At 63.8% G+C, this 24,938-nt stretch carries 24 protein-coding genes; 15 read left to right on the forward strand and 9 right to left on the reverse strand.

Features of this window, described 5'->3' with window-relative positions; genetic code table 11:
- The first annotated feature begins 21 nt into the window (after positions 1 to 21).
- From ACRYLT_RS15005 to ACRYLT_RS15045, 9 genes are all read left to right on the forward strand, one after another.
- Entirely contained in the window at positions 22 to 1,137 is a 1,116-nt protein-coding gene (locus ACRYLT_RS15005; protein WP_482664886.1) for an NAD-dependent epimerase/dehydratase family protein, read from the forward strand.
- Entirely contained in the window at positions 1,134 to 2,225 is a 1,092-nt protein-coding gene (locus ACRYLT_RS15010; protein WP_482664887.1) for an SDR family NAD(P)-dependent oxidoreductase, read from the forward strand. Before ACRYLT_RS15005 ends, ACRYLT_RS15010 begins: the two co-directional genes overlap by 4 nt.
- Entirely contained in the window at positions 2,222 to 3,325 is a 1,104-nt protein-coding gene (locus ACRYLT_RS15015) for a glycosyltransferase family 4 protein (RefSeq protein ID WP_482664888.1), read from the forward strand. Before ACRYLT_RS15010 ends, ACRYLT_RS15015 begins: the two co-directional genes overlap by 4 nt.
- On the forward strand, positions 3,322 to 4,431 hold the full coding sequence (locus tag ACRYLT_RS15020; protein WP_482664889.1) for a CgeB family protein: 1,110 nt from the start codon (positions 3,322 to 3,324) through the stop codon (positions 4,429 to 4,431). The genes ACRYLT_RS15015 and ACRYLT_RS15020 overlap by 4 nt, the downstream gene beginning before the upstream one ends.
- A complete protein-coding gene (locus tag ACRYLT_RS15025) occupies positions 4,428 to 5,516 on the forward strand; it encodes a CgeB family protein (RefSeq protein WP_482664890.1) in 1,089 nt (362 codons plus the stop codon). The genes ACRYLT_RS15020 and ACRYLT_RS15025 overlap by 4 nt, the downstream gene beginning before the upstream one ends.
- Positions 5,513 to 7,654, forward strand: coding sequence for an SDR family NAD(P)-dependent oxidoreductase (locus ACRYLT_RS15030; protein ID WP_482664891.1), 2,142 nt, complete (start codon positions 5,513 to 5,515; stop codon positions 7,652 to 7,654). The genes ACRYLT_RS15025 and ACRYLT_RS15030 overlap by 4 nt, the downstream gene beginning before the upstream one ends.
- Entirely contained in the window at positions 7,651 to 8,625 is a 975-nt protein-coding gene (locus ACRYLT_RS15035; protein WP_482664892.1) for an MDR/zinc-dependent alcohol dehydrogenase-like family protein, read from the forward strand. Before ACRYLT_RS15030 ends, ACRYLT_RS15035 begins: the two co-directional genes overlap by 4 nt.
- A complete protein-coding gene (locus tag ACRYLT_RS15040) occupies positions 8,622 to 9,662 on the forward strand; it encodes a Gfo/Idh/MocA family protein (protein ID WP_482664893.1) in 1,041 nt (346 codons plus the stop codon). The genes ACRYLT_RS15035 and ACRYLT_RS15040 overlap by 4 nt, the downstream gene beginning before the upstream one ends.
- Positions 9,663 to 9,817: 155 nt before the next feature.
- Positions 9,818 to 10,051, forward strand: coding sequence for a hypothetical protein (locus tag ACRYLT_RS15045; protein WP_482664894.1), 234 nt, complete (start codon positions 9,818 to 9,820; stop codon positions 10,049 to 10,051).
- 114 nt (positions 10,052 to 10,165) lie between these two features.
- Here the strand turns inward: ACRYLT_RS15045 and folP are convergent, their stop codons facing one another.
- From folP to glmM, 7 genes are all read right to left on the reverse strand, one after another.
- Entirely contained in the window at positions 10,166 to 11,233 is a 1,068-nt protein-coding gene (folP, locus tag ACRYLT_RS15050) for a dihydropteroate synthase (protein WP_482664895.1), read from the reverse strand.
- Between the two features lie 18 nt (positions 11,234 to 11,251).
- Positions 11,252 to 11,977 (reverse strand): response regulator transcription factor, encoded by a 726-nt coding sequence (locus tag ACRYLT_RS15055; RefSeq protein WP_482664896.1) that lies wholly within the window; start codon positions 11,975 to 11,977, stop codon positions 11,252 to 11,254.
- A gap of 99 nt (positions 11,978 to 12,076) precedes the next feature.
- A complete protein-coding gene (locus ACRYLT_RS15060) occupies positions 12,077 to 13,252 on the reverse strand; it encodes a DNA methyltransferase (RefSeq protein WP_482664897.1) in 1,176 nt (391 codons plus the stop codon).
- Between the two features lie 179 nt (positions 13,253 to 13,431).
- Positions 13,432 to 14,034 (reverse strand): ribonuclease HII, encoded by a 603-nt coding sequence (locus ACRYLT_RS15065; protein WP_482664898.1) that lies wholly within the window; start codon positions 14,032 to 14,034, stop codon positions 13,432 to 13,434.
- Between the two features lie 50 nt (positions 14,035 to 14,084).
- Positions 14,085 to 14,903, reverse strand: coding sequence for a bifunctional hydroxymethylpyrimidine kinase/phosphomethylpyrimidine kinase (thiD, locus tag ACRYLT_RS15070; RefSeq protein ID WP_482664899.1), 819 nt, complete (start codon positions 14,901 to 14,903; stop codon positions 14,085 to 14,087).
- Complete coding sequence (locus ACRYLT_RS15075; protein WP_482664900.1) at positions 14,900 to 15,127, reverse strand: DUF1272 domain-containing protein; 228 nt, start codon at positions 15,125 to 15,127, stop codon at positions 14,900 to 14,902. The genes thiD and ACRYLT_RS15075 overlap by 4 nt, the downstream gene beginning before the upstream one ends.
- Positions 15,128 to 15,152: 25 nt before the next feature.
- Positions 15,153 to 16,487, reverse strand: a complete 1,335-nt coding sequence (glmM, locus tag ACRYLT_RS15080) for a phosphoglucosamine mutase (protein WP_482664901.1) — start codon at positions 16,485 to 16,487, stop codon at positions 15,153 to 15,155.
- Positions 16,488 to 16,613: 126 nt separating this feature from the next.
- Between glmM and ACRYLT_RS15085 the strand changes: the two genes are divergently transcribed.
- From ACRYLT_RS15085 to ACRYLT_RS15095, 3 genes are all read left to right on the forward strand, one after another.
- Positions 16,614 to 17,894, forward strand: a complete 1,281-nt coding sequence (locus ACRYLT_RS15085) for a dicarboxylate/amino acid:cation symporter (RefSeq protein ID WP_482664902.1) — start codon at positions 16,614 to 16,616, stop codon at positions 17,892 to 17,894.
- A 159-nt stretch (positions 17,895 to 18,053) separates the two neighbouring features.
- Positions 18,054 to 18,461, forward strand: coding sequence for a DUF4383 domain-containing protein (locus ACRYLT_RS15090; RefSeq protein ID WP_482664903.1), 408 nt, complete (start codon positions 18,054 to 18,056; stop codon positions 18,459 to 18,461).
- Positions 18,462 to 18,624: 163 nt separating this feature from the next.
- The gene (locus ACRYLT_RS15095) at positions 18,625 to 19,851 is read left to right on the forward strand and encodes a L,D-transpeptidase family protein (RefSeq protein ID WP_482664904.1); all 1,227 of its coding nucleotides are present in this window, start codon (positions 18,625 to 18,627) and stop codon (positions 19,849 to 19,851) included.
- Between the two features lie 82 nt (positions 19,852 to 19,933).
- Here ACRYLT_RS15095 and ACRYLT_RS15100 read toward each other — a convergent pair whose 3' ends face one another.
- Positions 19,934 to 20,377, reverse strand: a complete 444-nt coding sequence (locus ACRYLT_RS15100) for a hypothetical protein (RefSeq protein ID WP_482664905.1) — start codon at positions 20,375 to 20,377, stop codon at positions 19,934 to 19,936.
- Positions 20,378 to 20,455: 78 nt separating this feature from the next.
- Positions 20,456 to 22,093 (reverse strand): phosphoenolpyruvate carboxykinase, encoded by a 1,638-nt coding sequence (locus tag ACRYLT_RS15105; RefSeq protein ID WP_482664906.1) that lies wholly within the window; start codon positions 22,091 to 22,093, stop codon positions 20,456 to 20,458.
- Positions 22,094 to 22,245: 152 nt separating this feature from the next.
- On the opposite strand from ACRYLT_RS15105, the gene ACRYLT_RS15110 reads away from it, so the two are divergent.
- From ACRYLT_RS15110 to ACRYLT_RS15120, 3 genes are read left to right on the forward strand one after another with little or no spacing between them, the layout of a single operon-like run.
- The gene (locus ACRYLT_RS15110) at positions 22,246 to 22,953 is read left to right on the forward strand and encodes a response regulator transcription factor (RefSeq protein ID WP_482664907.1); all 708 of its coding nucleotides are present in this window, start codon (positions 22,246 to 22,248) and stop codon (positions 22,951 to 22,953) included.
- Positions 22,940 to 24,490: a sensor histidine kinase gene (locus tag ACRYLT_RS15115; RefSeq protein ID WP_482664908.1), complete on the forward strand. Its 1,551-nt coding sequence runs from the start codon at positions 22,940 to 22,942 to the stop codon at positions 24,488 to 24,490. Before ACRYLT_RS15110 ends, ACRYLT_RS15115 begins: the two co-directional genes overlap by 14 nt.
- Complete coding sequence (locus ACRYLT_RS15120; RefSeq protein ID WP_482664909.1) at positions 24,490 to 24,930, forward strand: HPr kinase/phosphorylase; 441 nt, start codon at positions 24,490 to 24,492, stop codon at positions 24,928 to 24,930. Before ACRYLT_RS15115 ends, ACRYLT_RS15120 begins: the two co-directional genes overlap by 1 nt.
- The last annotated feature ends 8 nt before the right edge of the window (positions 24,931 to 24,938 follow it).

A 24,938-nucleotide genomic window follows, 5' to 3' on the forward strand; every position in this document is an offset into this window, starting at 1 on the left:
TCAATAGCAGGGGGATATAAATTGGCAGAGCGCGTTCTGGTCACCGGCGGTGCCGGATTCATCGGCAGGGCCGTCACCGCCGAACTGCTGAGGCGCGGCCATGAAGTACGCGTGCTCGACAGCCTCATCGAGCAGGTTCACGGTGACCGTGGGTGGCCGGAAGACATTTCCGCCGACGTGGAGAAGATCGAGGGAGACGTCCGCAACGGTGACGTTGTCGCCAAGGCCCTGCAGGGGATCGACTCGGTCGTCCATCTGGCGGCCGAAGTCGGCGTGGGCCAGTCCATGTACGCCGTCGAGCGCTACACTTCCGTCAATGAAGTCGGCACCGCCGTTCTTTTCGAGAGGCTGATCGATCGTCCGGTTCGCCGGGTCGTCACCGCATCCTCGATGAGCATCTATGGCGAAGGGCTCTACCTGGACGAGGACGGCAAACCTGTCGAAGATGCCGAGCGGCAGGTCCGCACGAGCGCGGACCAGAGCTGGGATCCGCTGGACCGACAGGGCCGTCCGCTTCGCCCCGTTCCTACTCCGGAATGGAAGCGACCGAGCCTCGCGTCGATCTACGCCCTCGGCAAATATGCTCAGGAACGCCAAACCCTGATCATGACCGGCGCCTACGGTATGGAAGGCGCCTGCCTTCGCCTGTTCAACGTCTACGGACCCGGTCAGGCGCTCTCCAATCCCTATACAGGTGTGCTCGCCATCTTCGCCTCGCGCCTGCTCAACGGGCAGCGCCCGATGATCTTCGAGGATGGCGAGCAGAGGCGGGATTTCGTTCACGTCAGCGACGTTGCTCGAGCCTTCGCCGACGCCCTCGAGCTCCCGGCAGCGGGCGGCGAGGTGTTCAACATAGGCTCGGGCCGCGACCGCTCCGTGTCGGAGGTGGCTCGTGAACTCGCCCAGGCCATGGGTCGCAACGACATCGAGCCGGAAATCGTCGGCAAGTCGCGGATCGGCGACATCCGCCATTGCTTCTGCGATGGCCGCAAGGCGGCGGAAAAGCTCGAATTCGTCGCCCTCAAGGACTTCCAGCAAGGACTTGCCGAGCTCGCTCAGTGGGTCGCCGAGCAGACCGCCGACGACCGGGTCGACCAGGCCCGGGCTGAACTCGAAGCCCGGGGGCTGGTGGCATGAAGACGGGCGACACACGCCCCGTTCTGATCACCGGCGGCGCCGGCTTCATCGGCTGCAATATCGCGGACGCGCTGGCCGAGGCTGGGCACGAAATCCTGGTCTACGACGCCCTGTCGCGCGCCGGCGTAGAGTCGAACCTCGCCTGGCTGAAGGAGCGGCACGGCCCCCGGATCACGAGCATCGTCGCGGACATTCGCGACGAGGACGAACTCGTCCGCGCGGCGCGCGAGACAAAGGCGGTCTTCCACATGGCGGCGCAAGTCGCCGTTACGACCAGCCTCGTCGACCCCCGCGAGGATTTCGAGGTCAACCTGAAGGGAACGATCAACCTTCTCGACGCGCTTCGGCTTCGGCGCGAACCGGTCCCGCTCATCTTCGCTTCGACCAACAAGGTCTATGGAGACTTGGCCGATCTCGTCTTCCGGCTCGAAGGCGATCGCTACGTGCCCGAAGACGATACCATTCGCAGCCGCGGGATCGACGAGAAGCGCCCGCTCGACTTCCACACTCCTTATGGTTGCTCCAAGGGTGCCGCCGATCAATATGTGCTGGACTATGCCCGCAGCTTCGGACTTCCCGCTGCGGTCATCCGGATGAGCTGCATCTACGGCCGACGGCAGATGGGAACGGAGGATCAGGGCTGGGTTGCCCACTTCCTCATCCGCGCTCTCCAGGGTGAGCCGATCACGCTCTACGGCGATGGTTGCCAGGTCAGGGACATCCTCGACGTCACCAATGCCGTGGAGACCTATGTCGCGGCTTGGCGGCACATCGATCGAATTACGGGACGGGCCTTCAACCTCGGGGGCGGCCCCGCCAACGCCGTTTCGCTTCGCCAGCTGATTGCGTTCATCGGCCACGTGACGGGCGGCGAGGTCGACGTCCGGTACGAAGACTGGCGGGCCGGCGATCAGCGCTACTTCGTTGCCGACGCTCGAGCAGCGCAGCAGGCGCTCGGCTTGTCTCCGGCGGTCGCATGGAAGGACGGCGTTCGCCGCCTTGCTCAGTGGCTGCGCAACGAACGCGGGCTCGGTCGAGGTGCGGCGAAATCCGAACCCATGCTCACCGCCGTGGAGGCTCGCCCGTGAAGAGCAAGCTTCGGATCCTCCTCACGACGGATGCCGTCGGCGGCGTGTGGACCTATAGCCTCGACCTCGCCCGCGGCCTTTCGCAGAACCAGATCGAAACCGTGCTGGTGGTGCTTGGACCGGCGCCCAACGTCGCTCAGATGAAAGCGGCCTCGCTCATCCCTGACCTGACGCTCGTGAAGACGGAGCTGCCGCTTGACTGGCTGGCGACCGACACGGCCGAGGTTCGGAAAGCCGGCATGACGGTGGCGGCCCTGGCGAAGAGTCATTCGGTCGATCTGGTCCAAATCAACGCTCCCGCTCTGGCTGCCGATATCCCCTTCACGGTTCCGGTTCTCGCCGTTTCTCACAGTTGCCTGTCAACCTGGTGGCAGTCGGTCGAGACCGGGGAAATCCCCGCGGAGTTCGGCTGGCGCTCGCAGCTCCATGGCCGCGGCTTGCGTGCGGCGGACCTGGTCGTGACCCCTACCGAAGCTTTCGCCCGAGCAACTCAGAAGGCCTACGACCTCAACAGTCTCCCAGTGACGGTTCATAACGGACGCTCCCGCTTGCCGATACCGCAGGTGGCGAGCCACGACTTCGTCTTCACCGCCGGGCGCCTCTGGGACCGAGGCAAGAATGTGGCAACGCTCGACCGAGCCGCCGCAATGCTGCCGGTGCCCTTCCAGGTGGCCGGGCCGATCAAGGGCCCGGGAGGCGATGGTATCGAGATCAGCCATGCGCATCCGGTTGGATCGCTGTCGGAGCTGGAATTGGCCCGATGGCTCGCCGCCAGGCCGGTCTTCGCGTCTGCCGCCCGCTACGAGCCGTTCGGACTTTCGGTGCTCGAGGCGGCCCAGGCCGGTTGCGCGCTCGTTCTCGCCGATATCCCCACCTTTCGGGAGCTGTGGGACGGCGCGGCGGTCTTCGTTGATCCGCTGGATCATGAAGGCTTCGCCCGCGAGCTTGGTGAGATAGTTGGCGACAGTTTTGCCCGCGCGCAATTGGGCCGCGCGGCCGAGGAAAGGGCGCAACGCTATTCCGTGTCGTCGATGGCGCGAAGGATGGCCACTCTCTACCGGCGCCTCGCCGCCAGCGGAACGGCGAAGGTGGCGGCATGAAGATCGTCTACTTCACCCATTCGCTTCGTTCCTGCTGGAATCACGGCAACGCCCATTTCCTTCGTGGGGTATTGCGCGAGCTGATCGCCATGGGCCACGAGGTGAAGGCCTACGAACCTGAAGGCTCCTGGAGCCTCGCCAACCTGCTCAAGGATCATGGCGAAGCGGGTCTGGCCGCCTGGCACAAGGCCTATCCGGAACTCTCGTCCGAGACCTACAAGGGCGATTCAGATCCCGAAGAGCTGATCGGAGACGCCGATCTCGTCCTCGTCCACGAATGGAACGATCCCGATCTGGTCGCGAGGATCGGCCGGATCCGCGCCCGCGGCGGACAGTTCCTGGCGCTCTTCCACGACACTCACCACCGGGCGGTCTCCGCACCGGAGGAGCTGAGCGTCTGCAACCTGCCCGCTTATGACGGAATCCTGGCCTTCGGCGAAACCTTGGCTCAGGTGTATAGGGCGATGGGTTGGGAGGACGACGTTTTCGTCTGGCACGAAGCGGCGGACACTCGGCTGTTCAAGCCGCCGGTCGAAGAGATGGCTCGCGAGGGCCTGGTCTGGATCGGCAATTGGGGTGACGGCGAGCGCACCGTCGAACTGGAAGATTTCCTGTTCCGGCCGGCAAGAGAGGCGGAACTTCCTCTCGACATTTATGGCGTGCGCTACTCGGATGAAGCCAAGCGCACGCTCCAGCTCTACGGCGCCCGCTACCACGGCTGGCTTCCGAATGCCAAGGCACCGGAAATCTTCGCGCGGCACCTCGCCACAGTCCACGTTCCGCGCCGCTATTATGCCACCTTACTTCCCGGCATTCCGACCATCCGCGTGTTCGAGGCGCTCGCTTGCGGGATCCCGCTCGTCTCGGCGCCCTGGCTTGACAGCGAGGGTCTGTTCCGACCCGGCACCGACTATCTCGTTGCGGCCGATGGCGCGGAAATGGCGAAGCACCTGCGTGACCTCAAGAACGATCCCGAGCTTCGCCGATCGCTCGCTAGCCATGGGCTCGAGACGGTCCGCGCCCACCACAGTTGCGCCCACCGGGCGCAGGAACTGGTCGACATTGTCGAGCGCCTGCGGGCGCCCGCCCTCAGGAGCGTTGCATGAAGATCGCCTTTTACGGGTCCAGCCTGCTTTCCTCCTACTGGAACGGGGCGGCCACTTATTATCGGGGGCTGCTCCGCGATCTCGCCGGCCGCGGCTACGAGATCACCTTCTACGAGCCGGACGCGTTCGACCGGCAGCAGCATCGCGACATCGAACCGCCGGAATGGGCTCATGTCGTCGTCTGGCCGGCCACTCCTGAAGGCCTGCGCCAGGTGCTCTCGGCAGCGCCTCGCGCGGATATCGTCGTCAAGGCGAGCGGGGTCGGCGTGTTCGACTCCGAGCTGCTGGAAGGGATACTCGAAAATGCCCGTCCTGGGGCACTGAAGATCTTCTGGGACGTCGATGCCGCCGCCACGCTCGACGAGATGCGGCGCGATGGCTCCCATGCGGTGCGCCGTGCGCTGGAAAGGCTCGATCTCGTCCTCACCTATGGCGGCGGACCGCCAGTGATCGAAGCTTATGAGGGCTTCGGTGCCCGCAAATGCGTGCCGGTCTACAACGCGCTCGACCCGAGCACGCATCATCCGGTGGAGCCGGACCCCCGCTTTGCCGCCGACCTCTCGTTTCTGGGCAACCGGCTTCCGGATCGCGAAGCTCGAGTCGAAGAATTCTTTCTGAAAGCGGCCGCGGCGCTACCCGGACGAAGCTTCCTGATCGGCGGCAATGGATGGGAAAGCAAGAACATGCCGGCCAATGTGCGCCATCTCGGCCATGTCTACACGCGCGAGCATAATGCGTTCAACGCAACCCCGCTCGCGGTCCTGAACATCGCCCGCGACTCCATGGCGGACATCGGTTTCTCGCCGGCGACCCGCGTGTTCGAAGCCGCCGGAGCCGGCGCTTGCCTGATCACCGATGCGTGGAAGGGAATCGAATTGTTCCTTGAGCCCGACGAGCAGGTCCTCGTCGCCCGGGATGGCAAGGACGTGGCGGAGCACCTCCATGCTCTGACGCCGGACCGGGCCAAGGCCATCGGGAGTGCAGCGCTTCAGCGGATTCGTTCCGAACACACTTATGCGCACCGCGGAGCTCAGGTGGACGCAATCTTCAAGGCTGCGGTCAGGCCGGAAAGGAACGCCGCGTGAAGCTTGTCGTCCTCGGACTCAGCCTTTCTTCATCCTGGGGGAACGGCCACGCCACCACCTATCGCTCGCTGCTCCAGGCCTTTGCCCGCCGCGGCCACGACATCCTGTTTCTCGAGCGGGACGTTCCCTGGTACCGCAACCAGCGGGATCTGGAGAATCCAGATTATTGTCGCCTGGAATTCTATTCCTCACTCGACGAACTGGCGAACTGGTCGGCCTCGATCGCCAAGGCAGATGCGGTCATCGTCGGATCCTACGTACCGGATGGTGTGGAGGTCGCCCGGTTCGTGCAGCGGACCGCCGGGGGCGTTACCGCCTTCTACGACATCGACACGCCGGTCACGCTTGCCAAGCTCGAACGCGGCGACTTCGAATATCTTTCGCCGGAAGTCATTCCCGGCTTCGATCTCTATCTGTCCTTTACCGGCGGGCCGACGCTGGAGCGGATCGAGAGCGAATATGGGTCGCCGGCCGCTCGTGCGCTCTTCTGCTGCGTCGACCCGGATGCCTATCCCTCGCTCGACATCCCGAAACGGTGGGATCTTTCCTACCTCGGCACGTACAGCCCGGACAGGCAGCCGACGCTTGAGCGGCTTCTGATCGAACCGGCACGGCGGATGCCGAACGCCCGCTTCGTCGTCGCCGGCCCTCAATATCCCGACGACATAAAGTGGCCCGCAAATGTCGAGCGGATCGACCATGTCCCGCCAGCCGACCACCCGGCTTTCTATGCGGCCTCGCGCTTCACCTTGAACGTCACGCGCGCCGACATGATCGCTGCCGGCTGGTCACCGTCCGTTCGGCTGTTCGAAGCGGCGGCCGTCGGCGTGCCGATCATTTCGGATCGCTGGAACGGTATCGACCAGTTGTTCGAGCCGGATCGCGAGATCCTCCTCACCGACACGAGCGATGAGGTCGTGAGGCGACTGTCTCGCACCTCGAACGGAGAGGCCGCGTCGATCGGCAGAGCCGCAAGAGCAAGCGTTCTTGCAAGCCATACGGCCGCCCACCGAGCGCGGGAGCTCGAAGAATATCTCCGGACCGCGGATCGCCACCCGACCGCCAAGTCCATCCACAAGACCCGGGCAACGGAGCGAAGAATGAAGAATGGCAGGACCAAGACCGCGCTCGTCACCGGTGGCGCCGGATTCATCGGGTCCCATATTTGCGACGCGCTGATCGCCGAAGGCGCAACGGTGATCTGCCTCGACAATTTCCTGACCGGGAGGCGTGAGAATATCCGCCATCTCGAGCGAGAAAGCCGGTTCGATGTCGTCGAATGCGACGTCATCGACACCCTCCCCTACCGGCTCGGCAACGGTCGCGCACAAATCACCCATGTCTACCACCTGGCGTGCGCCGCTTCACCGCCCCATTACCAGGCGGACCCTGAGCACACGATGCTCACGAACGTGGTCGGCACCCGCAACATGCTTCAGCTTGCCGAGCATGCCGGGGCACGGCTTTTGCTTACCTCGACGAGCGAGGTCTATGGCGATCCGGAAGTTCATCCCCAGCCGGAAGATTATCGAGGCTGGGTGAGCTGCACCGGACCCAGAGCCTGCTATGACGAAGGCAAGCGCGCAGCCGAAACCCTGGCCTTCGACTATCTTCGGACCGGCCGCTGCGATGTGCGGGTCGCCCGTATCTTCAACACCTATGGCCCGCGGATGCGGCCCGACGATGGACGAGTTGTTTCCAACATTATCTGTCAGGCGCTCGCCGGAGAGGACATCACCATCTATGGCGACGGCTCGCAGACGCGCAGCTTCTGTTACGTCAGCGACCTCGTCGACGGCCTTATGCGACTGATGGACAGCGACTCGGCGGCGGGCGTTCCAGTCAATCTCGGCAATCCGATCGAACTGACCGTTATCGATCTTGCGAAGCGGGTGCTGGCGCTCACGGGTTCCCGATCCAAGCTCGTTCACCTGCCGCTTCCCGAGGACGACCCCCGCCGGCGCAAGCCCGATATCGCCCGGGCAAAGGAGCTTCTCGGCTGGAGTCCCCGAGTGGGGCTTCAGGAGGGACTGGAGGCGACCACCGCCTGGTTCGCGGACCAGGGAACGGGCCACAAGCTGCGCCCCGGCACCTCTCGGTCACGTTCGTCCGAGCCAATGGTCGCGGCAGCCGAATGACCCAGTCGAGAGTGATGCGCGCCGCCGTCCTGACCGGTCCCGGCGCAGTTCGGATCGAAGCGGCTCCGGTGCCGGAGCCAGGCACCGGCCAGGTACGGATCAGGTTGGAAGGCTGCGGCGTATGTGCCTCCAATCTCACCCCTTGGGCCGGTCCCGAGTGGATGCAGTTTCCCACTCAGCCGGGATCCCTCGGTCATGAGGGATGGGGCGTGATCGACGCCGTCGGCCCAGGCGTGGAGGGACTTGCGATCGGCGACCGAGTCGCCGCCCTTTCCTACAGCAGCTATGCCGAATTCGACCTTGCCGAAGCATCAGCCGTGGTCCGACTGCCGGATAGCCTTGCTGGGCGCCCCTTTCCAGGCGAGCCGCTCGGCTGCGCCGTGAACATCTTCCGGCGAAGCGGGATCGAGCCCGGGCAAACGATCGCGATCGTCGGGATCGGCTTCCTTGGCGCTATCCTGACCCGTCTTGCCACGGATGCCGGGGCGCGGGTCATCGCCATTTCGCGTCGGGCCTATTCGCTCGACATTGCTCGGCAGATGGGCGCGGCCGAGACGATCCCGCTCGAGGATCATTATGCGATCATTGAACGCGTCCGCGACCTGACGGACGGCCGCTTCTGCCAGGGCGTGATCGAGGCCATCGGCAAGCAATGGCCACTCGACCTTGCAGGGGAACTCACGGCGGAGGGCGGCCGACTGATCGTCGCCGGTTATCACCAGGACGGCCCGCGTCAGGTGAACATGCAGCTTTGGAACTGGCGGGGAATCGACGTGATCAACGCTCATGAGCGCGATCCGCAGGTCGCGCTGAGGGGCGTGCGCGAGGCCGTCGAACTGGTCGAGAGCGGAAGGCTCGACCTGGGACCACTCCTCACCCACCAGTACGAACTCGACCGACTCGGCGAAGCTCTGGACGCGACCCGTGACCGGCCGGAGGGCTTCCTCAAGGCAATCGTGAGGCTCTCATGAACAAGCCTCGAGTGGGATTTCTCGGGGTCGGCTGGATCGGACGGCACCGGATGGAAGCGATGCTCGCGACCGGGGCGATCGAAGCCGTGGGGATAGCCGATCCCAGCCCGACGGCGGTCGAGGAGGCTCGGCGGCTGGCTCCTGCTGCCGAAGTCGTCCCCTCCCTCGAAGCCCTGCTAAGTCTCGATCTGGACGGCTTGGTGATCGCTACCCCAAGCGCGCTTCACTCGAGCCAGTCGATTCAGGCCCTCCAGCTTGGCACCTCGGTCTTCTGCCAGAAGCCGCTCGGCCGAAACGCCGAAGAAGTCGAGGCGGTGGTCGACGCCGCGCGAACGGCAAACCGCCTGCTCGGAGTCGATCTTTCCTATCGTTTCACCGAAGGCGCCCGGCGGATCCGCGAACGGATCGGCACGGGCGAGCTCGGGCGGATACATGCGGCCAGCCTCGTTTTCCACAACGGCTACGGACCGGACAAGGCCTGGTTCTACGACCCCGCGCTCTCGGGCGGCGGATGTGTCATGGACCTTGGTGTGCATCTCGTGGATCTGGCGCTCTGGATGCTCGACTTCCCCGAGGTCACCGGCGTTTCTGCCCGGCTGTTCAGCAAGGGCGAGCCAGTGCAGGCCGGACAGGTGGAGGACTATGCCGCCGTAAGCCTCGACCTGGCGGACGGCGCCACGATCCAGATCGCCTGCTCCTGGAACCTCCAGGTCGGCTGCGATGCCGTCATCGCCGCGGAGTTTTTCGGCAGTTCCGGCGGGGCGGCTCTGCGGAACATCAACGGATCATTCTACGATTTCGAAGCCCATCATTTTCGCGGCACGAGCCGAGAGCTGATTGCGGCTCCGCCCGATGCCTGGGGAGGCAGGGCCGCCGCCGAATGGGCCCGACTGCTCGCTTCGGGCGCTGGCTTCGAACAGTCCACGACCGGATTGTCGAAGACGGCGCACGTTCTGGACCGAATCTATGGCCATGCCGTTCAAGGCCAGCAAAGCGCGCCGGCAACGGCTCCGACCACGTCTCGGGTGCCCGCCTAGGCCTTGAAGAAAGAACGATTTTCTTCCCAAGACGTAACCCATGTGAACGACAACCCGCCGCGACTCGAGTCAGACTGATCAAAGCCCGTAATTGATCTTAGTCGAACCAAGAGCAGATTGGTCGTGCTCTCTTGGATGAAGTTCGAGGGGTGGTGATGGCTTATTACCGGCTATACTTCCTCGATCCCCGCACTCGACGGATCGAGAGCTTCGAGGAGTTCGAAGCGCAATCGCATTCGGAGGCGACGGAGCGGGCCGATCTGCGAGTTCGTGAAGCACCCATCGAGCTCTGGTGCGGCGCCAAGAAGATCCATTCTCGCGACCCTTTCTCTCTGCTCCACTTCAGCGACGCCAAGCACCGTCCTGGCCAAACGTTTCAGCACCCATGAAATGTTTCGCGGCGCCCCCCACCCCCGCCGCGACGCCGCGCCTGCCCCTCCCTCCTCTCCGGGGCTGGCGCGGCTCTTCTCCAAGGCCGGTCATTCGCTTGGATGCGCTGTTCGTCACGAGGGCGTGAGGGCGCAGTCGCGAAGACCGCGCCAAACCCGCAACGCCTGAATCGTTTCCGGGACGTCATGAACTCGGAGCAGTTGAGCCCCCTGCTCCGTCCCTTTCAGCGCCAGGGCCAGTGACCCGCCAAGTCGACCTTGGGGCGGCGCCTCGTTGGAAAGCGCGCCGATCGTGCGTTTCCGACTTGCGCCGAGCATTATCGGGCAGCCGAGGCCGTGGAGCATCGCCAGGCCGTTGATCAGTTCGAGATTGTGCTGGACCGTCTTTCCGAACCCGATCCCGGGATCGACGATGATCCGTTCGCGAGCGATCCCGGCCGCAACAGCCGACTCGATGCGCGCCTCCAGCCAATCAAAAACCTCCAGCAGGACGGGACGGTCGTATCTTGGATCCTGCTGCATCGTCTCAGGCGCGCCCTTGTGATGCATCAGCACCACTGGACAGGTGGCGCTGGCAACGACCTCCGCAGCACGCGGATCCCAGGTCAGAGCGGAAACGTCGTTCACGATTCCCGCCCCTTCCCGCAATGCAGCGTCCATCACCGCTGCCTTGCGCGTGTCGACGGAAACGGCGGTCCCTGAGGCGGCAAGAGTTCTTATGACGGGAGCCACGCGCTCGATCTCATCTCCCTCCCAGACGGGCTTTGCGCCAGGACGGGTGGATTCACCGCCGACGTCGATGATTGCCGCTCCCGCAGCAGCCATGGCGTGGCCAGCCTGGCAGGCCGCCTCCGCCTCTTCGTGGAGGCCGCCGTCAGAAAAGCTGTCCGGCGTGACGTTGAGAATTCCCACGACCTGCGGCTGGTCCAGCCGGACCACTCGCGCTCCGATCTCCAGCGCAGGGCGAGCTGAAGTCAGCCTGCGCCATGCCTCGGCCGCCGACTCCGGCAACTGGCCCAGGCGACGCTCCATCGTCTCGACCGGAACCAGTTCCTTGCCGCCCCCGTGGAAGATTTCGACTGCGGAGAAGAACTGAAGCCCTCCAGCAAGGCGTGCGACTCGGCCGTCATAGCCGAACGGAGCATCGACGAAGCCGGTCGGCCGAAGATAGATTCGATCCATGGCTGAGCTAATGCCGGTTCAGGAGTCTTGTGGGATCATCAGCTTCCAACCGCGCCCACGAAAATTCAGGATCAGGTCGGAACCACAGAGATTTCGCAGCTTCTTGCGGATGTTCGAGATATAGACTTCGACGATCCTCGTTTCCTCGAGTGCCTCGGAATCGTAGAGCGTCCGGAGGATGGTCGCCTTGCTGACGATCCCTTCGGCGCTGGTCGCCAGAGTCCAGAACACCTTGAATTCGGCATCGGTGAGATAGACCTTCTCGCCATCGCACTCCACGGAACGCTCGAACGGATCGATCGTCACCCTCCCCATTTGAACGGGCTCGCGCCCGCTTCCATGAGTCGTGGCAGGTTCTGGATGGCCGCGCTCGGCTTGCGTGCGGTAGCGCCGCAGAGCTGCCCGGATCCGCGCCAACAGCTCACCCGGCAGAAACGGCTTGGCGATGAAGTCATCAGCCCCGCGATCCAGCGCATCGATCTTGTCATGCTCGCTGCCGCGGCCCGATACGACGAGGATCGGCACGTCGGAGGACTCGCGCAACGTGTGGAGGAGATCGGTGCCGTCGACATCCGGAAGACCGAGGTCCACCAGAACCGCATCGAACCGACCGCTCTCGAACGCCTCGATGGCTGCCTGTCCGCTACTTGCCGATTCCTCTTCGAAGCCGCCAAAGGCCAAGCTCGCCTTGAGGATGGTCAGCAGGGCGGGATCGTCCTCGACGAGAAGGATGCGCGCGCTCACTCTCTCGTACCTAGCTCCCTGCCGCAGAATTGCAACGCGCCTCTGGAGGTGCGAACTGGAACGCCCTTTCTGGCTCTATGAAGGTCCTGATTGGCACCATCAAGCGAGAGTGCTGATATAGCGCTGCCGCAAGGCATCCAGCGGAAGAAGAGCGCCGCCTTCTTCGACATGCCAGAACGTCCACCCATTGCACGAAGGCGCCCTCTGCGCCGCCGCGCCCACCTGGTGGATCGAGCCTGTCATGCCTTCGGCGAGGCCGCTCGACTCCCCGTTCGCGGTGAAGCTCCCGTCCAGCTCCAGCGATGCGTCGGCCAGGACCCGCGCCTGAAAGCGGCGCTTCGAGTCCATCAGCAGCGTACCCGGCGCGATCATGCCTGTTTCGACAAGGGCACCGAACGGCACCTTCGGCTGCGCGCGCCGCGATTTCATCACCTTCATCGCACTTTCGTCGAGTTCCAGTGTCGAATCGATGCGTTCGCGCGCGACCTTCACATATCGTGTCTCGCGCTCGATCCCGATCCACTGGCGTCCGAGTCGGCGCGCCACCGCCCCGGTCGTGCCGGTACCGAAAAAGGGATCGAGAACCACATCGCCCTTGTTCGTACAGGAAAGCAGAACTCGATAGAGAAGCGCTTCCGGCTTCTGTGTCGGATGAGCCTTGGCTCCGTCCGACTTCACTCGCTCGCCACCCGCGCAAATCGGAATGAGCCAGTCCGAGCGCATCTGCAGTTCGTCGTTGAGCGCCTTCATCGCGCGATAGTTGAAGGTGTAGCGGCTGTCCTCGCTTCGCGACGCCCAGATCAAGGTTTCATGGGCGTTGGTGAATCGCGTTCCACGGAAATTTGGCATCGGGTTCGACTTGCGCCAGATGATGTCGTTGAGGATCCAGAAACCGAGGTCCTGAAGTGCCGAGCCAACGCGAAAGATATTGTGATAGCTGCCGATCACCCACAGGGTTCCGTTCGGCTTGAGGATGCGCCGTGCCTCCCGAAGCCAGGCGCGCGTGAAGGCGTCGTAATCGGCGAAGGTCGCAAACTTGTCCCAATCGTCGTCGACCGCGTCGACCCGGCTCCCTTCCGGCCGGAACAGCTCGCCTCCCAGCTGAAGATTGTAGGGCGGATCGGCAAATATCATGTCGATGCTCGCGTCAGGGATGCGACGCATCGCCGCAACGCAATCTTCCTGAAGGATCTGACCAATCGGCAGATCCGGCGCGGTCGAGGCATCTGTCCTGACTGGCCGCTCAACTGTTCCGACACGTCCCATCACGCTCATGCACGCCCCCAATCTGTCGCAGCCATGCTGAGTCAGGCGGAGTCCGCGGTCAAGAACAGATAGTTGGCGAACTGGCTGGTCGACCTCGAAACGTTGAGGGAACGCAACGAGTCCGACCCAACATATTGGGGCTGCACAGCCGATCGAGACTCAAGCCCAAGCGGTGTGGCCGGAAAGACTCACAGCTGCAAAGTAAATTGCCTTACCGGCGCGAAGCTCCGTCGGTGGAGTGGAGTCGGGCCCAGGGCTTCCAGCGCCCGCACATGCTCGGGCGTGCCATAGCCCTTGTTCGTCTCCCACCCATAACCGGGATGCTCCCGCGCATATTCCACCATGATGCGATCGCGGGTGACCTTGGCGATGATCGAAGCGGCGGCGATGGAGCGGCATTTGGCATCGCCATCGACGATGGCGAGCGACGGCCGCTCCCACTTGGGGCAGCGATTGCCGTCGACCAGGACCATGGCGGGCTCGACGCCCAGTGCGTCGACGGCGCGCTGCATCGCCAACATCCTGGCCCAGTAGATGTTGAGCCGGTCGATTTCCTCGACCGACGCGATTCCGACACCCCACGCTGCCAGCTTGGTCAGCTTGGAATAGAGCGCTTCGCGCGTCGCTGCGGGAAGGTTCTTTGAATCGTCGATCCCACGGGGAAACCGATTGCGGTCCAGCACGACGGCCGCCGCGACGACCGGACCCGCCAGCGGCGCGCAGCCGGCCTCATCCACCCCGGCCAGCGGTTCGGGATGCACCTTTTCAAGCTTGAAGCAGGGCCGCGCCATCCTTGCAGCCTATTGCCGACATCCAGGAACTGCCAGTCTTAGCCTTGGAATCACTCCACAAAATTGTGGATTAAGTTCCACGGCACGGTGCCGAGGGCATGACCCATGGGCCCATGCCCCTTGCCGAATCCCGGAGCCGCCCGAATTGCGGCCCGAACGAAGTCTCGCGCTCGACTGACCGACTCGACAAGCTCGAGACCCTGACCCAGCCCACAGGCAAGGCCGCTGGCAAGCGTGCAGCCGGTTCCATGGGAATTGACGGTCTCGATGCGCTCCGATGCCCAGCTATGTGTGGTACCGTCCGATTGAACGAGCAGGTCGACAAGCGGCCCCTCGGTCAAGTGTCCGCCCTTGGCGAACACCGCTTTGCCTGTATCAGCGGACAGATTGAGAGCCGCCCGCCTCATGTCCTCGACGGTCACGACTTCCGACCTGGAAAGGACCGCAAGTTCGGGGAGGTTGGGCGTCGTGACGGTGGCAAGTCGAGCGAGCCGCTCGAAGGCGGCGACGGTCGCGGCGTCGGCGAGCTCGGCACCACTCGAGGCGACCATTACCGGATCGAACACGATGGGAATGTCGACCTGCCCGAGCCGGTCCGCCAGAGCTTCGGCCGTTTCTGCCGAACCGATCATTCCGAGCTTGACCGCATCGGCGCCGATATCCTTCAGCACGAGGTCGACTTGGCGGAGCACCAGGTCCGCAGGGACCGCCATGACCGCTTCGACCGTGAGCGTGTTCTGGGCCGTGATGGCGGTGATCGCTGTCGTCGGGTGACCGCCGAACATCGTCACAGTCTTGATATCGGCCTGAATGCCCGCGCCGCCTCCGGAATCGGACCCGGCGACGATCAGAATGCGTGGCGGGATCATCTTCGACCCTTGCGCACGGTCGAAGCTGGATATCTCTCAAGAAGGTTGGAGGGACGGATCGGGCGCGGTTCGAAATTGCCGCCGCAATTGGGGCAGATCCCCGCCAAAGGCCCATCGACGCAGTCCGAACAGAAGGTGCATTCGAACGTACAGATCCGCGCCTCCCGGCTTTCGGGCGGAAGGTCTTTCCCGCACCTCTCGCAGTCGGGACGAAGCTCCAACATCCAACGCCTTCCTTCAGGGGACGATTCAGGCGGCCTTCACGGCCTCGCAAATCGTGTCGACGACTTCGGCGACCAGACCTTCATCCTCGCCTTCGGCCATGACCCGAATGACCGGCTCGGTCCCCGACTTGCGAATGAGAAGCCGGCCTCGGCCGCTAAGCCGGGCTTCGCCATCGGCGATGGCCGCCTTGACGCTGGGGTCCAGAAGCGGAGCGCCTCCGTCGAAGCGGACATTCTTGAGCAATTGCGGCAAGGGCTCGAAGAGGCTGAGCACTTCGCTCGCCGGACGGCCACTGTCGACCAGGCAGGCAAGAACTTGAAGTCCGGCGACAAGGCCATCGCCAGTGGTGGCATAGTCCGTCAGGATGATATGACCGGATTGCTCACCGCCGACATTGTAACCTTCAGCACGCATCGTCTCCAAGACGTACCGGTCTCCGACCTGAGTTCGCTTCAGTTCAAGGCCCTGCTCCTCCAGGTAGCGCTCGAGACCGAGATTGGACATCACGGTCGCGACGATGCCGCCCCCCCTCAGCTGCCCGCGTTGATTCCATGAAGAGGCGATGAGGGCCATGAGCTGGTCGCCGTCAACCGTATCGCCCTTCTCGTCGACGACGATCAGTCGGTCGGCATCGCCATCCAGAGCCAGGCCGATATGGGCACCCGTCTCCACCACCGTTCGCCGAAGCAGGGCCGTGTCGGTGGACCCGCATTCCTCGTTTATGTTGGTGCCGTCGGGCGACACTCCGATCGCCACCACTTCGGCGCCGAGCTCCCAAAGCGCAGAGGGTGCGACTTGGTAAGCCGCGCCGTGTGCGCAATCGATCACCACCTTCAAGCCATCGAGCCGAAGATGCTTTGGGAAGGTCAGCTTTGCGGCATGGATGTAGCGTCCGCGCGCGTCCTCGATCTTCTTCGAGCGGCCGATCGATTCTGGGGGGACGAGATCCGGCTCCTGCTCCAGCCGCGCCTCGATCGCGGCTTCGTCCTCGTCGGACAGCTTGTAGCCGTCCGGACCGAACAGCTTGATGCCATTGTCGATGAACTTGTTGTGGCTTGCCGAGATCATCACCCCGAGATCGGCGCGCATCGAGTGAGTCAGCAGCGCAACGGCGGGGGTCGGCACCGGTCCGACCATCACCACATCCATGCCGACGCTCGTGAATCCGGCAATCAGCGCCGTCTCCATCATATAGCCGGACAAGCGTGTGTCCTTGCCGATCACGACCCGGTGGCGATGGTCGCCGCGCAGGAAATGGGCACCGGCGGCCTGACCGATCCTCAACGCCATCTCCGCGGTCATCGGCGCTTGGTTGGTACGGCCCCGGATCCCGTCCGTGCCGAAGAATCGACGACTCATATGCCCTTTTGCCCTCTGGCTTTCTGGAAAGTTTCGTGCCTGATAGCGCCCACACAAGCAAAGCGCGAGTTGCGAGAGGCCAGCGAGGCGCTTTTCCCAAACGCGACCGAACGTTAAGGAACCGGAATGTCGCAACCCACCCGCATCCTCTTGGCGCTGCTGCTGGGGCTCGCCGGCGGAATCGGCAGTATTGCCGTTGGCGGACCTTGGGTGGAGCAGGTTATAGCAGTCGCCGAACCGATCGGCGGCATCTGGCTCAATGCCCTCCGAATGACGATCGTCCCGCTTGTCGTCTCATTGCTTGTGACGGGCATTGCGGCGTCTGCCGAAGCCGCCCGAGCTGGCAGACTGGCGACTCGCGCTCTTGTCCTGTTCGTCGTTCTTCTGTGGATATCCTCGCTGACGGCGGCCGTGCTGACGCCCTTGTTCCTGAACCTTTTCCCACTTCCTCAAGCAGCGACAGACGCGCTGAGGGCGGCGCTCACCTCAACCGGTCCGATCGGCGAGGCTCCCAGCTTCGCGGATTTTCTCAGTTCGATCGTACCCTCCAATCCGATCGCGGCGGCGGCCGAGGACGCGATCCTTCCGCTGATCCTGTTCACGCTGGTCTTCGCGTTCGCCGTTACCCGGCTTCCAGCGGAGCCGAGAGAGCGGCTGGTCGGTTTCTTCCAAGCACTGGCCGACGCCATGCTGATCGTCATCAACTGGGTGCTCTGGATCGCTCCGATCGGAATTTTCGCGCTGGGCTATGTCGTGGGCGCGCGCGCCGGCAGCGGAGCGCTCGGTGCCCTCGTTCACTATGTCGTCATCGTCACGGCGGTCGGAACGGTGATCTGGCTTGCCGCCTGGCCCCTTGCCCTGTTCGGCGCGCGGATCCCGCTCGGTCGCTTCACTCGGGCAATCGCTCCGAGCCAGGCCGTGGCGTTCAGCACGCAATCGTCGCTCGCCAGCCTTCCGGCGATGCTCCGCGCCGCCGCCAAGCTCGACGTCCCGGTCGCCGCAGCAGGGGTCGCGCTGCCGATGGCCGTAGCAGTATTCCGAGCGACCGGACCGGCGATGAATCTCGCCGTGGCCATCTACATCGCCTACTGGCTCGGGATCGAGCTGACTCCGCTTCAGCTGGCCGTCGGGGTCGCCGCCGCCGCAACCACCACGATGGGCGCTGCCGGAATTCCCGGCCAGGCAACCTTCATCACCTCGATCGCTCCGATCTGCCTCGCGATGGGCGTGCCGATCGAGCCGCTAGCGCTCCTGATCGCCGTCGAGGTGCTGCCGGACATCATGCGCACGATCGGCAATGTCAGCATGGACGTTGCCGCCACCGCCACCGCCGCGAGGCGAAGCGGCTATACCGAAGCCGAGGCAGTGAGCGAACAGGACCGAATTCTGGACGAGGGCGCTTCCTAGGAAGGTCCAGTGAGGGAGAGCAATTTCGAAGCATTTTCATCCTGAGACGATCGTCTGGCGCTTGCTCCTGAAGTAAATTGCATCCTCCCCTGTCGCCCTGCGTTAGGAGTCGGAATCTCGACGAGTGGCGTACAAACAAGCGAGATTAGGGAGAGAAGCATGAACACTCGAACCTTTGCGATGATCTTCGGCATTGTATTCCTCGCCATCGGCATTGCCGGCTTCATTCCCGGCCTGGTCCAGCCACTTCATCCCGATCACCCGCAGGTGACTCCGCCGGGCGGCCTGCTGCTCGGCCTTTTTCCAATCAACGCGCTCCACAACGTGGTGCACATCCTGTTCGGGATCTGGGGGCTCGCCGCCTGTCGCTCGCTCGGCGGCGCCGTGACCTATTTTCGGGCCGTCGCGATCATCTATGCGGTGCTGACGGTGGCCGGGCTGATTCCGGGCCTCGACACGATGTTCGGCCTCGTACCCCTCTATCAGAACGACGTGTGGCTGCACGCACTGCTGGCGCTGGTCGGCGCCTATTTTGGCTGGGTCAACCGAACCCCCGCCAACACCTGACCGCAATCTGGCCCGCAAAACGGGCTCGCCGGCGCGACTCGCGCCGGCGAGCCCAATTTTCGCGGGAAAATGGAATCCTCTTGCGGTATTAAGCAGTTGCCCCGCCGGCCAGCGGCTTCGATGGCCGCTGGCATGTACGGTTCGGCTTGCCTAAAAGGTCCGCATGATGAGGCTCTTCAAGATATCCGCGCTTGCCATCCTGTTGGCGTCACCGACCATGCCGGGCGCCATCCAGAGCGCCTTCGCCCAGTCGCAGCCGCAGCTCGAATATCAGGTGCCGGTTCAGCAACCCAGTGCCGTGTGGCGAGCCAGCGCCGCTCGCGAACTGCTGCGCTACGTGGAAGAGATCGGCAAGGAAGGCCTTGATCCGGCCGCTTACGGGCCGGATCAGCTCCGAGCCGCGATCGAAGGTGGCGATCCGGCCGCTCTGAGCGAAGCAGCCAGCCAGACGTTCCTTCGCCTGACGACCGACCTCAGCGGCGGATATGTTCGCGGCCGGGGCCGGGTCGACTGGCACATGACGGACACAGCCATTGACGGAAATAGCCAACAGATCTTGCTTGCGCAGGCAATGCAAGGCGGGGTCGCGGCGATTCTCGACGGCCTGCTTCCGACTCATCCGCAATATGTCGGGCTCAAGGCAGCGCTCGCTCGCACCCCCGAGGATGATCTCGCTCGCCGCAATCTGATTCGCGCCAACATGGAGCGCTGGCGCTGGATGCCGCGCGAGCTGGGCTCGCGCCACGTCATCGTCAATGTCCCCGCATTCACTGCGGCGCTCGTTCAGGATGGACAGGTCGTCGCCCGCCATCGTGCCGTGGTCGGAGCCCGCCGGACACCGACGCCGCAGCTCAATGCGACGATTACCGCCGTGACTTTCAATCCCTGGTGGACCGTTCCGCAAAGCATCATCCGCGAGATGGGCGGGCGCTTCTCCGGTTATCAGGTGCGCCGAACCGAAGGCGGTTCCTTGATCGTTCGTCAGCCTCCGGGACCCAGCAACGCTTTGGGCAGGCTGAAGATCGAGATGCCGAACGATCATGCCATTTACCTTCACGACACGCCTGCCCAGGCGCTGTTCGCCCGTCCAGTTCGCGCCTTCAGCCATGGCTGCATCCGAACGCAGCATGTTCGCGACTTCGCCGCCCGGCTGCTCGAACCCACGGGCCGGTGGGATCGCGAAGCGATTGATCGGGCCATCGCAACGGGGGATACTTCCCACGCGGCCTTGGCCGAGCCGATCCCGGTCTACATCGCTTACTTCACCGCGGCGGCGACGAACGACGGCAACATCGTCACCTATGCGGACATCTATGGTCGCGATGCACCGGTTCGGCAGGCGCTCAACAGTGCCACTGGCAATTCCGCTCAGGCGAGCCTGAGTCGCTAGGAGGGAGCGGCCGGGGCCGCTTCTCGCGTCAGCGGTACCAAGCCGGGACAGTATCGCCATCGCAGAGGCCGATGGCGGCTGCTCATTCAAGCGGCGCGAGATCCGGCTCGACCCAATTCAGCCGCGCCTGCTTGGAGAAGAGAAGCTCACGGCTGTAGAAGCGCAACGGCCAGTCGCGACTTCCCTCCGGCGCCAGGAGCAGGGCGTTCACTCGCTCGACGAGCCCCCTGCCCTCGCTGCGCCCGAGCGCACTCCGAACCGCGCGAATATACACCTGAGTGATCGTTTCGTGATAGCCGTCGGTGTCGCTGTTCACTCCGCCAACGCTCTCGTTGTACTGCCGGATCAGGTCCGGCAGGTGGAGCTCGGGAACGATTTCCGGCTGCTCGAGAATGATCCAGGCGCAGGTGGCAAGATGGGCTTCGTGGGTCCATTCCTCGCGAGGCAGGCCCCGATCAATCATGGCCTTGCCTATGCGCCGAACCTCCTCGTCGTCGACGAAGAGCCGTGGTGAAGTATCGCTCATTGTCTTCTCCCCAATAGAAAAGGAGCGCGCCGACCTCGCCGGCGCGCTCCTTGAAAAAGGCTGCGGTGGTTGAGAGGGTCAGGCCACGCTGGTCATCGGTGCCCTCGCTTGTTGGGTCGTCACGCTCGCATTGGGAGCAGCAGCCAGCACCGCCTGATCGACATGATCGGCGAAGCGCGCGAAATTATCCTCGAACAGTTTCACCAGCTTGGCAGCGGTCGAGTCATAATCGGCCTTGTCCGCCCAGGTGTCGCGCGGATTGAGGATTGCCGGATCGACTCCCGGCACCGTCACCGGCACTTCGAACCCGAACCAGGGATCACGGCGGAACTGCACGGTCTTGAGCGATCCATCGAGTGCCGCATTGAGCAATGCCCGTGTGGCCTTGATCGGCATCCGACTGCCCACACCATATTTGCCGCCTGTCCAGCCAGTGTTGACCAGCCAGCAATCGACTCCGCCCTTGGCGATCCGTTCCTTGAGGAGGTTGCCGTAAACGCTCGGATGGCGCGGCATGAAAGGGGCGCCGAAGCAGGTCGAGAAAGTGGCTTCAGGCTCGGTCACGCCAATTTCTGTGCCAGCCACTTTCGCCGTGTAACCCGAAAGGAAGTGATACATTGCCTGTTCCGGGGTCAGCCGCGCGATTGGCGGAAGCACACCGAAGGCGTCGGCGGTCAGGAAAATCACGTTCCTGGGCACCGGTCCCATATTTTCGGCGGACGCATTGGGGATGAAGTTGATCGGATAGGCTCCGCGCGTATTCTCCGCCTTGCTGGAATCGTCCAGGTCCAGTTCGCGAGTATCGGGATCGATGACGACATTCTCGAGCACCGTTCCGAAACGCTTGGTTGTGGCGTAGATTTCCGGCTCCGCCTCGGGCGAAAGCCGGATCATCTTGGCATAGCAGCCCCCTTCGAAGTTGAACACGGCGGTGTCCGACCAGCCATGCTCGTCGTCTCCGATCAGGGTCCGGCTGGCGTCGGCGGACAAGGTCGTCTTGCCGGTGCCCGACAATCCGAAGAATACGGCCGTGTCGCCTCGGGAACCGATATTGGCCGAGCAGTGCATCGGCATCACACCCTGGGTGGGAAGGATGTAGTTCAGCACGCCGAAAACCGACTTCTTCATCTCGCCGGCATAAGCGGTGCCGCCGATAAGGATCATCCGCTCGGTCAGGTTGACGGCGATCACGGTTTCGCTGCGTGTACCATGGCGAGCCGGATCGGCCCGGAAGCTCGGCAGGTCGATGATGGTGAATTCGGGTTCAAACCCCGCCAGTTCGTCCGCTTCAGGGCGGACCAGCAAGGTGCGAATGAAGAGATTGTGCCAGGCCAATTCGTTGATGACCCGGACGCGCACGCGATATTCAGGCTGGGACCCGCCGTACAGGTCGGCGACGAAGAGCGTGTCCTTTTGCGCCAGCGCGGCCATGAAATCGGCCTTCAGCGCAGCGAAATGATCCGGGCTCATCGACTTGTTGTTGTCCCACCAGATCGTGCTCTCAGTCTCGGAGTCGCGGACGATGAACTTGTCCTTGGCCGAGCGCCCGGTATGCTTGCCGGTCTCGACGACCAGCGGACCGTCCTTGGCGAGGACACCCTCGCCGCGGCAAACCGCTTTCTCGACCAGAGCGGGCGTACCGAGATTCCAGTGGATGTTGGCATGCGTATCGATGCCCTGGAGGTGCAGATCGAACGCCGGAACTCTGTTGGCCACCTGATTTCCCCTAGATTGAGTTCGTCTCGTCGCCCGCTTTGCAGGCGCCGCTGCTTGTCAAGCGCGCATATCGGACAGTCGGTTCCACGTCAAAGGGTGGCGCCGCTCGTCAGCCTTGGCTAAACCCGCGCGGGGGAAGGGAAACGTCGCAAATGACGACCAATATCGCGCTGGTGGACGATGACCGGAACATCCTCACCTCGCTGTCCGTGGCTCTGCAGTCCGAAGGCTTCGCCACCCGACTCTATACGGACGGCGAAACAGCGCTGAAGGCATTGGCGGAGAACCCTCCCGACCTCGCGTTGCTCGATATCAAGATGCCGCGGATGGACGGCATGGAGTTGCTTCGCCGACTGCGCGAAAAGAGCGACTTTCCGGTGATCTTCCTCACTTCGAAAGATGAGGAACTGGACGAGGCGCTCGGTCTCGCCATGGGGGCCGACGATTACATCACCAAGCCGTTCTCGCAGCGGCTGGTCATGGCGCGCATCCGGGCAGTACTTCGCCGCACGGAGATGCGGGCGCGTCCGCCCGAGGAAGAGTCCGAGGCCGAGGCGGCCGAGATCGTTCGCGGCCGGCTGACCATGGATCCTGCTCGGCATCGTGTAAGCTGGAACGGCAGAGACGTCACTCTGACCGTCACGGAGTTCATGATCCTGGAGGCGCTCGCACAGCGGCCTGGAGTGGTGAAGTCGCGAAACCAGTTGATGGACATCGCCTATCAGGACGACATCTATGTCGACGACCGAACCATCGACAGTCATATCAAGCGAATGCGTCGCAAGTTCCGGGCGGTCGACGACAGCTTCAAGGCGATCGAGACCCTCTACGGTGTCGGATACCGCTTTGCTGAGGAATGAGGAAGGCGACCTCAGCCTAAGCTGGTCGAGGCGGCTGTCGATCCGGCAGCGGATCCTGGCCGTGAACATCTTCGCCGTCGCCATCTTCGCCGGCAGCCTGTTCTATCTCGACGGATTCAGAACCCGGCTCACCGAGGACGAAGTGACGCAGTCTGGTTCGGAGGCGGTCATGGTGGCTCATGCGCTGGCCGTGGCCCCGCTCGACGAACGCCAGTCGCTGCTGATCCAACTCGGCCGCGATTCTGCGGCTCGGCTTCGCGTTTATGGGCGCAATGGAAGCAAGCGCGCGGATAGCTGGGAAGGGGCAGGCCCAACCTATGAGCTTCGCGATCCCGCTCAGGAGCCCTGGTATCGCGGCATCGCGCGGGCGCTCGACAACGGCTTCGACGCCCTCGTCGGCGCTCCGAGCGCCCCTCGCTTCGTTCCGCCCGCCATCGACGATTTGCGGGCATGGCCGGAGGCCCAGCGAGCGCTTGCCAGCGGCCAGGTCGCTACCGAGCTGCGGCGAGCCCCGGAAGGTACGCCCTACATTTCCGCCGCAGCGCCGATCCCGGGTGCCGAGAATGGGGTCCTGCTGCTGACGGTCAATGCCCGGGAAATCAGGCGCGTTGTTCGCGCTGAGCGGTTCACACTGGCACTGATCCTGGTGGCGACGATCATTCTGTCGGTCCTGCTGTCGCGCTTTCTTGCGCGGACCATCGCCAATCCTCTGCGCAAGCTGGCGTTGGCAGCACACCGGGTTCGACTCGGGCGAGCCCGCGAAGTGGACGTCCCGGTACTCCCTGCCCGTCGCGACGAGATCGGCCTGCTCGCCAGGGCCCTGCACGACATGACCCAGAGTCTTCGGCAGCGGATCGACGCAACCGAAGCCTTCGCTGCCGACGTGACCCACGAGCTCAAGAATCCGCTGGCCTCGCTCCGTTCCGCCGTGGACACGCTTGAGCGGGTGAACGACCCCGAACTCCGCCGTCAGCTGCTCGATGTCGTCCGCGACGATGTTGCCAGACTGGATCGCCTGGTCGTGGACATCGCCGAGACCTCCAGGCTCGACGCCGAACTTTCGCGGGCTCGCTTCGAGCCAGTCGATCTCGGCAAACTCATCGAATCCATGATCGCCACCTGGGAAGGGCGGAACGAAGTTGCGGTGCAGATCGCCTTCGCCCGGCCAAGGGCAGGAACGGCCGTCATCATGGGCGATGAGTCCCGCCTCGCGCGCCTCATCGACAATATCGTCGACAATGCCGTCTCTTTTTCGCCGCCGGGCGGCCTTGTCGAAATCCGGGCGACACAGGCCGGTGGCGAGGTGATGGTGAGCGTGGAGGATGAAGGACCAGGAGTTCCGAAGGAATCGCGAAAGGCCATCTTCAACCGATTCCACAGCGTCAGATCGGACGAAGATTTCGGCCGCCATTCCGGATTGGGCCTCTCGATCGCCCAGGCGATCGTCAGTGGCCATGGCGGCAGGATCGAAGTCGAAGACAGGCATGACGGGCGATCGGGCGCTCGTTTCGTCATCCGTTTCCCAGGAGTCCAGTGATGAACACACCGCCGCTGTCATCGGAAACCGTTCATACCAGTTGCGTGGCCATCGCCGGTCGAGCCGTTCTGATCGGCGGGCGCTCCGGACGTGGGAAGTCGGACCTTGCCCTTCGCCTGATCGATCGAGGCGCCCATCTCGTCAGCGACGATTATACGCTCGTCCGCCGATCCGGAGACCAGTTGCTCGCTTCCTCCCCGCCCACGATCGCAGGAAAGATCGAGCTCCGCGGCGTCGGCATTGTCGAACTTCCCGCCGACAGCGACGTCCCGGTCGCCCTCTACGTCGATCTTGATTTGGAGCCCGAGCGCCTTCCGAACGGCCGGGAGAAGCGGATATTTGCCGGCATCTCCGTTCCCGTCGTGGGACTCAGCGCGCTTGAGCCGACTGCCCCCCTCAAGGTAGAGGCGGCCCTGAAACTCTACGGACTTCCCACCTAGTGGCCCGA

Source organism: Sphingosinicella sp. SM1-17 (genome assembly GCF_056821765.1).

Coding starts and splice junctions, on each gene's coding strand:
- ACRYLT_RS15045 (WP_482664894.1), top strand. CDS start 9,818: ATGGCTTATTACCGGCTATACTTCCTCGATCCCCGCACTCGACGGATC.
- ACRYLT_RS15085 (WP_482664902.1), top strand. CDS start 16,614: ATGTCGCAACCCACCCGCATCCTCTTGGCGCTGCTGCTGGGGCTCGCC.
- ACRYLT_RS15075 (WP_482664900.1), bottom strand. CDS start 15,127: ATGTTGGAGCTTCGTCCCGACTGCGAGAGGTGCGGGAAAGACCTTCCG.
- ACRYLT_RS15065 (WP_482664898.1), bottom strand. CDS start 14,034: ATGGCGCGGCCCTGCTTCAAGCTTGAAAAGGTGCATCCCGAACCGCTG.
- ACRYLT_RS15025 (WP_482664890.1), top strand. CDS start 4,428: ATGAAGATCGCCTTTTACGGGTCCAGCCTGCTTTCCTCCTACTGGAAC.
- ACRYLT_RS15120 (WP_482664909.1), top strand. CDS start 24,490: ATGAACACACCGCCGCTGTCATCGGAAACCGTTCATACCAGTTGCGTG.
- ACRYLT_RS15095 (WP_482664904.1), top strand. CDS start 18,625: ATGATGAGGCTCTTCAAGATATCCGCGCTTGCCATCCTGTTGGCGTCA.
- ACRYLT_RS15110 (WP_482664907.1), top strand. CDS start 22,246: ATGACGACCAATATCGCGCTGGTGGACGATGACCGGAACATCCTCACC.
- folP (WP_482664895.1), bottom strand. CDS start 11,233: ATGGATCGAATCTATCTTCGGCCGACCGGCTTCGTCGATGCTCCGTTC.
- ACRYLT_RS15035 (WP_482664892.1), top strand. CDS start 7,651: ATGACCCAGTCGAGAGTGATGCGCGCCGCCGTCCTGACCGGTCCCGGC.
- ACRYLT_RS15090 (WP_482664903.1), top strand. CDS start 18,054: ATGAACACTCGAACCTTTGCGATGATCTTCGGCATTGTATTCCTCGCC.
- ACRYLT_RS15010 (WP_482664887.1), top strand. CDS start 1,134: ATGAAGACGGGCGACACACGCCCCGTTCTGATCACCGGCGGCGCCGGC.
- ACRYLT_RS15020 (WP_482664889.1), top strand. CDS start 3,322: ATGAAGATCGTCTACTTCACCCATTCGCTTCGTTCCTGCTGGAATCAC.
- ACRYLT_RS15100 (WP_482664905.1), bottom strand. CDS start 20,377: ATGAGCGATACTTCACCACGGCTCTTCGTCGACGACGAGGAGGTTCGG.
- ACRYLT_RS15060 (WP_482664897.1), bottom strand. CDS start 13,252: ATGAGCGTGATGGGACGTGTCGGAACAGTTGAGCGGCCAGTCAGGACA.
- glmM (WP_482664901.1), bottom strand. CDS start 16,487: ATGAGTCGTCGATTCTTCGGCACGGACGGGATCCGGGGCCGTACCAAC.
- thiD (WP_482664899.1), bottom strand. CDS start 14,903: ATGATCCCGCCACGCATTCTGATCGTCGCCGGGTCCGATTCCGGAGGC.
- ACRYLT_RS15040 (WP_482664893.1), top strand. CDS start 8,622: ATGAACAAGCCTCGAGTGGGATTTCTCGGGGTCGGCTGGATCGGACGG.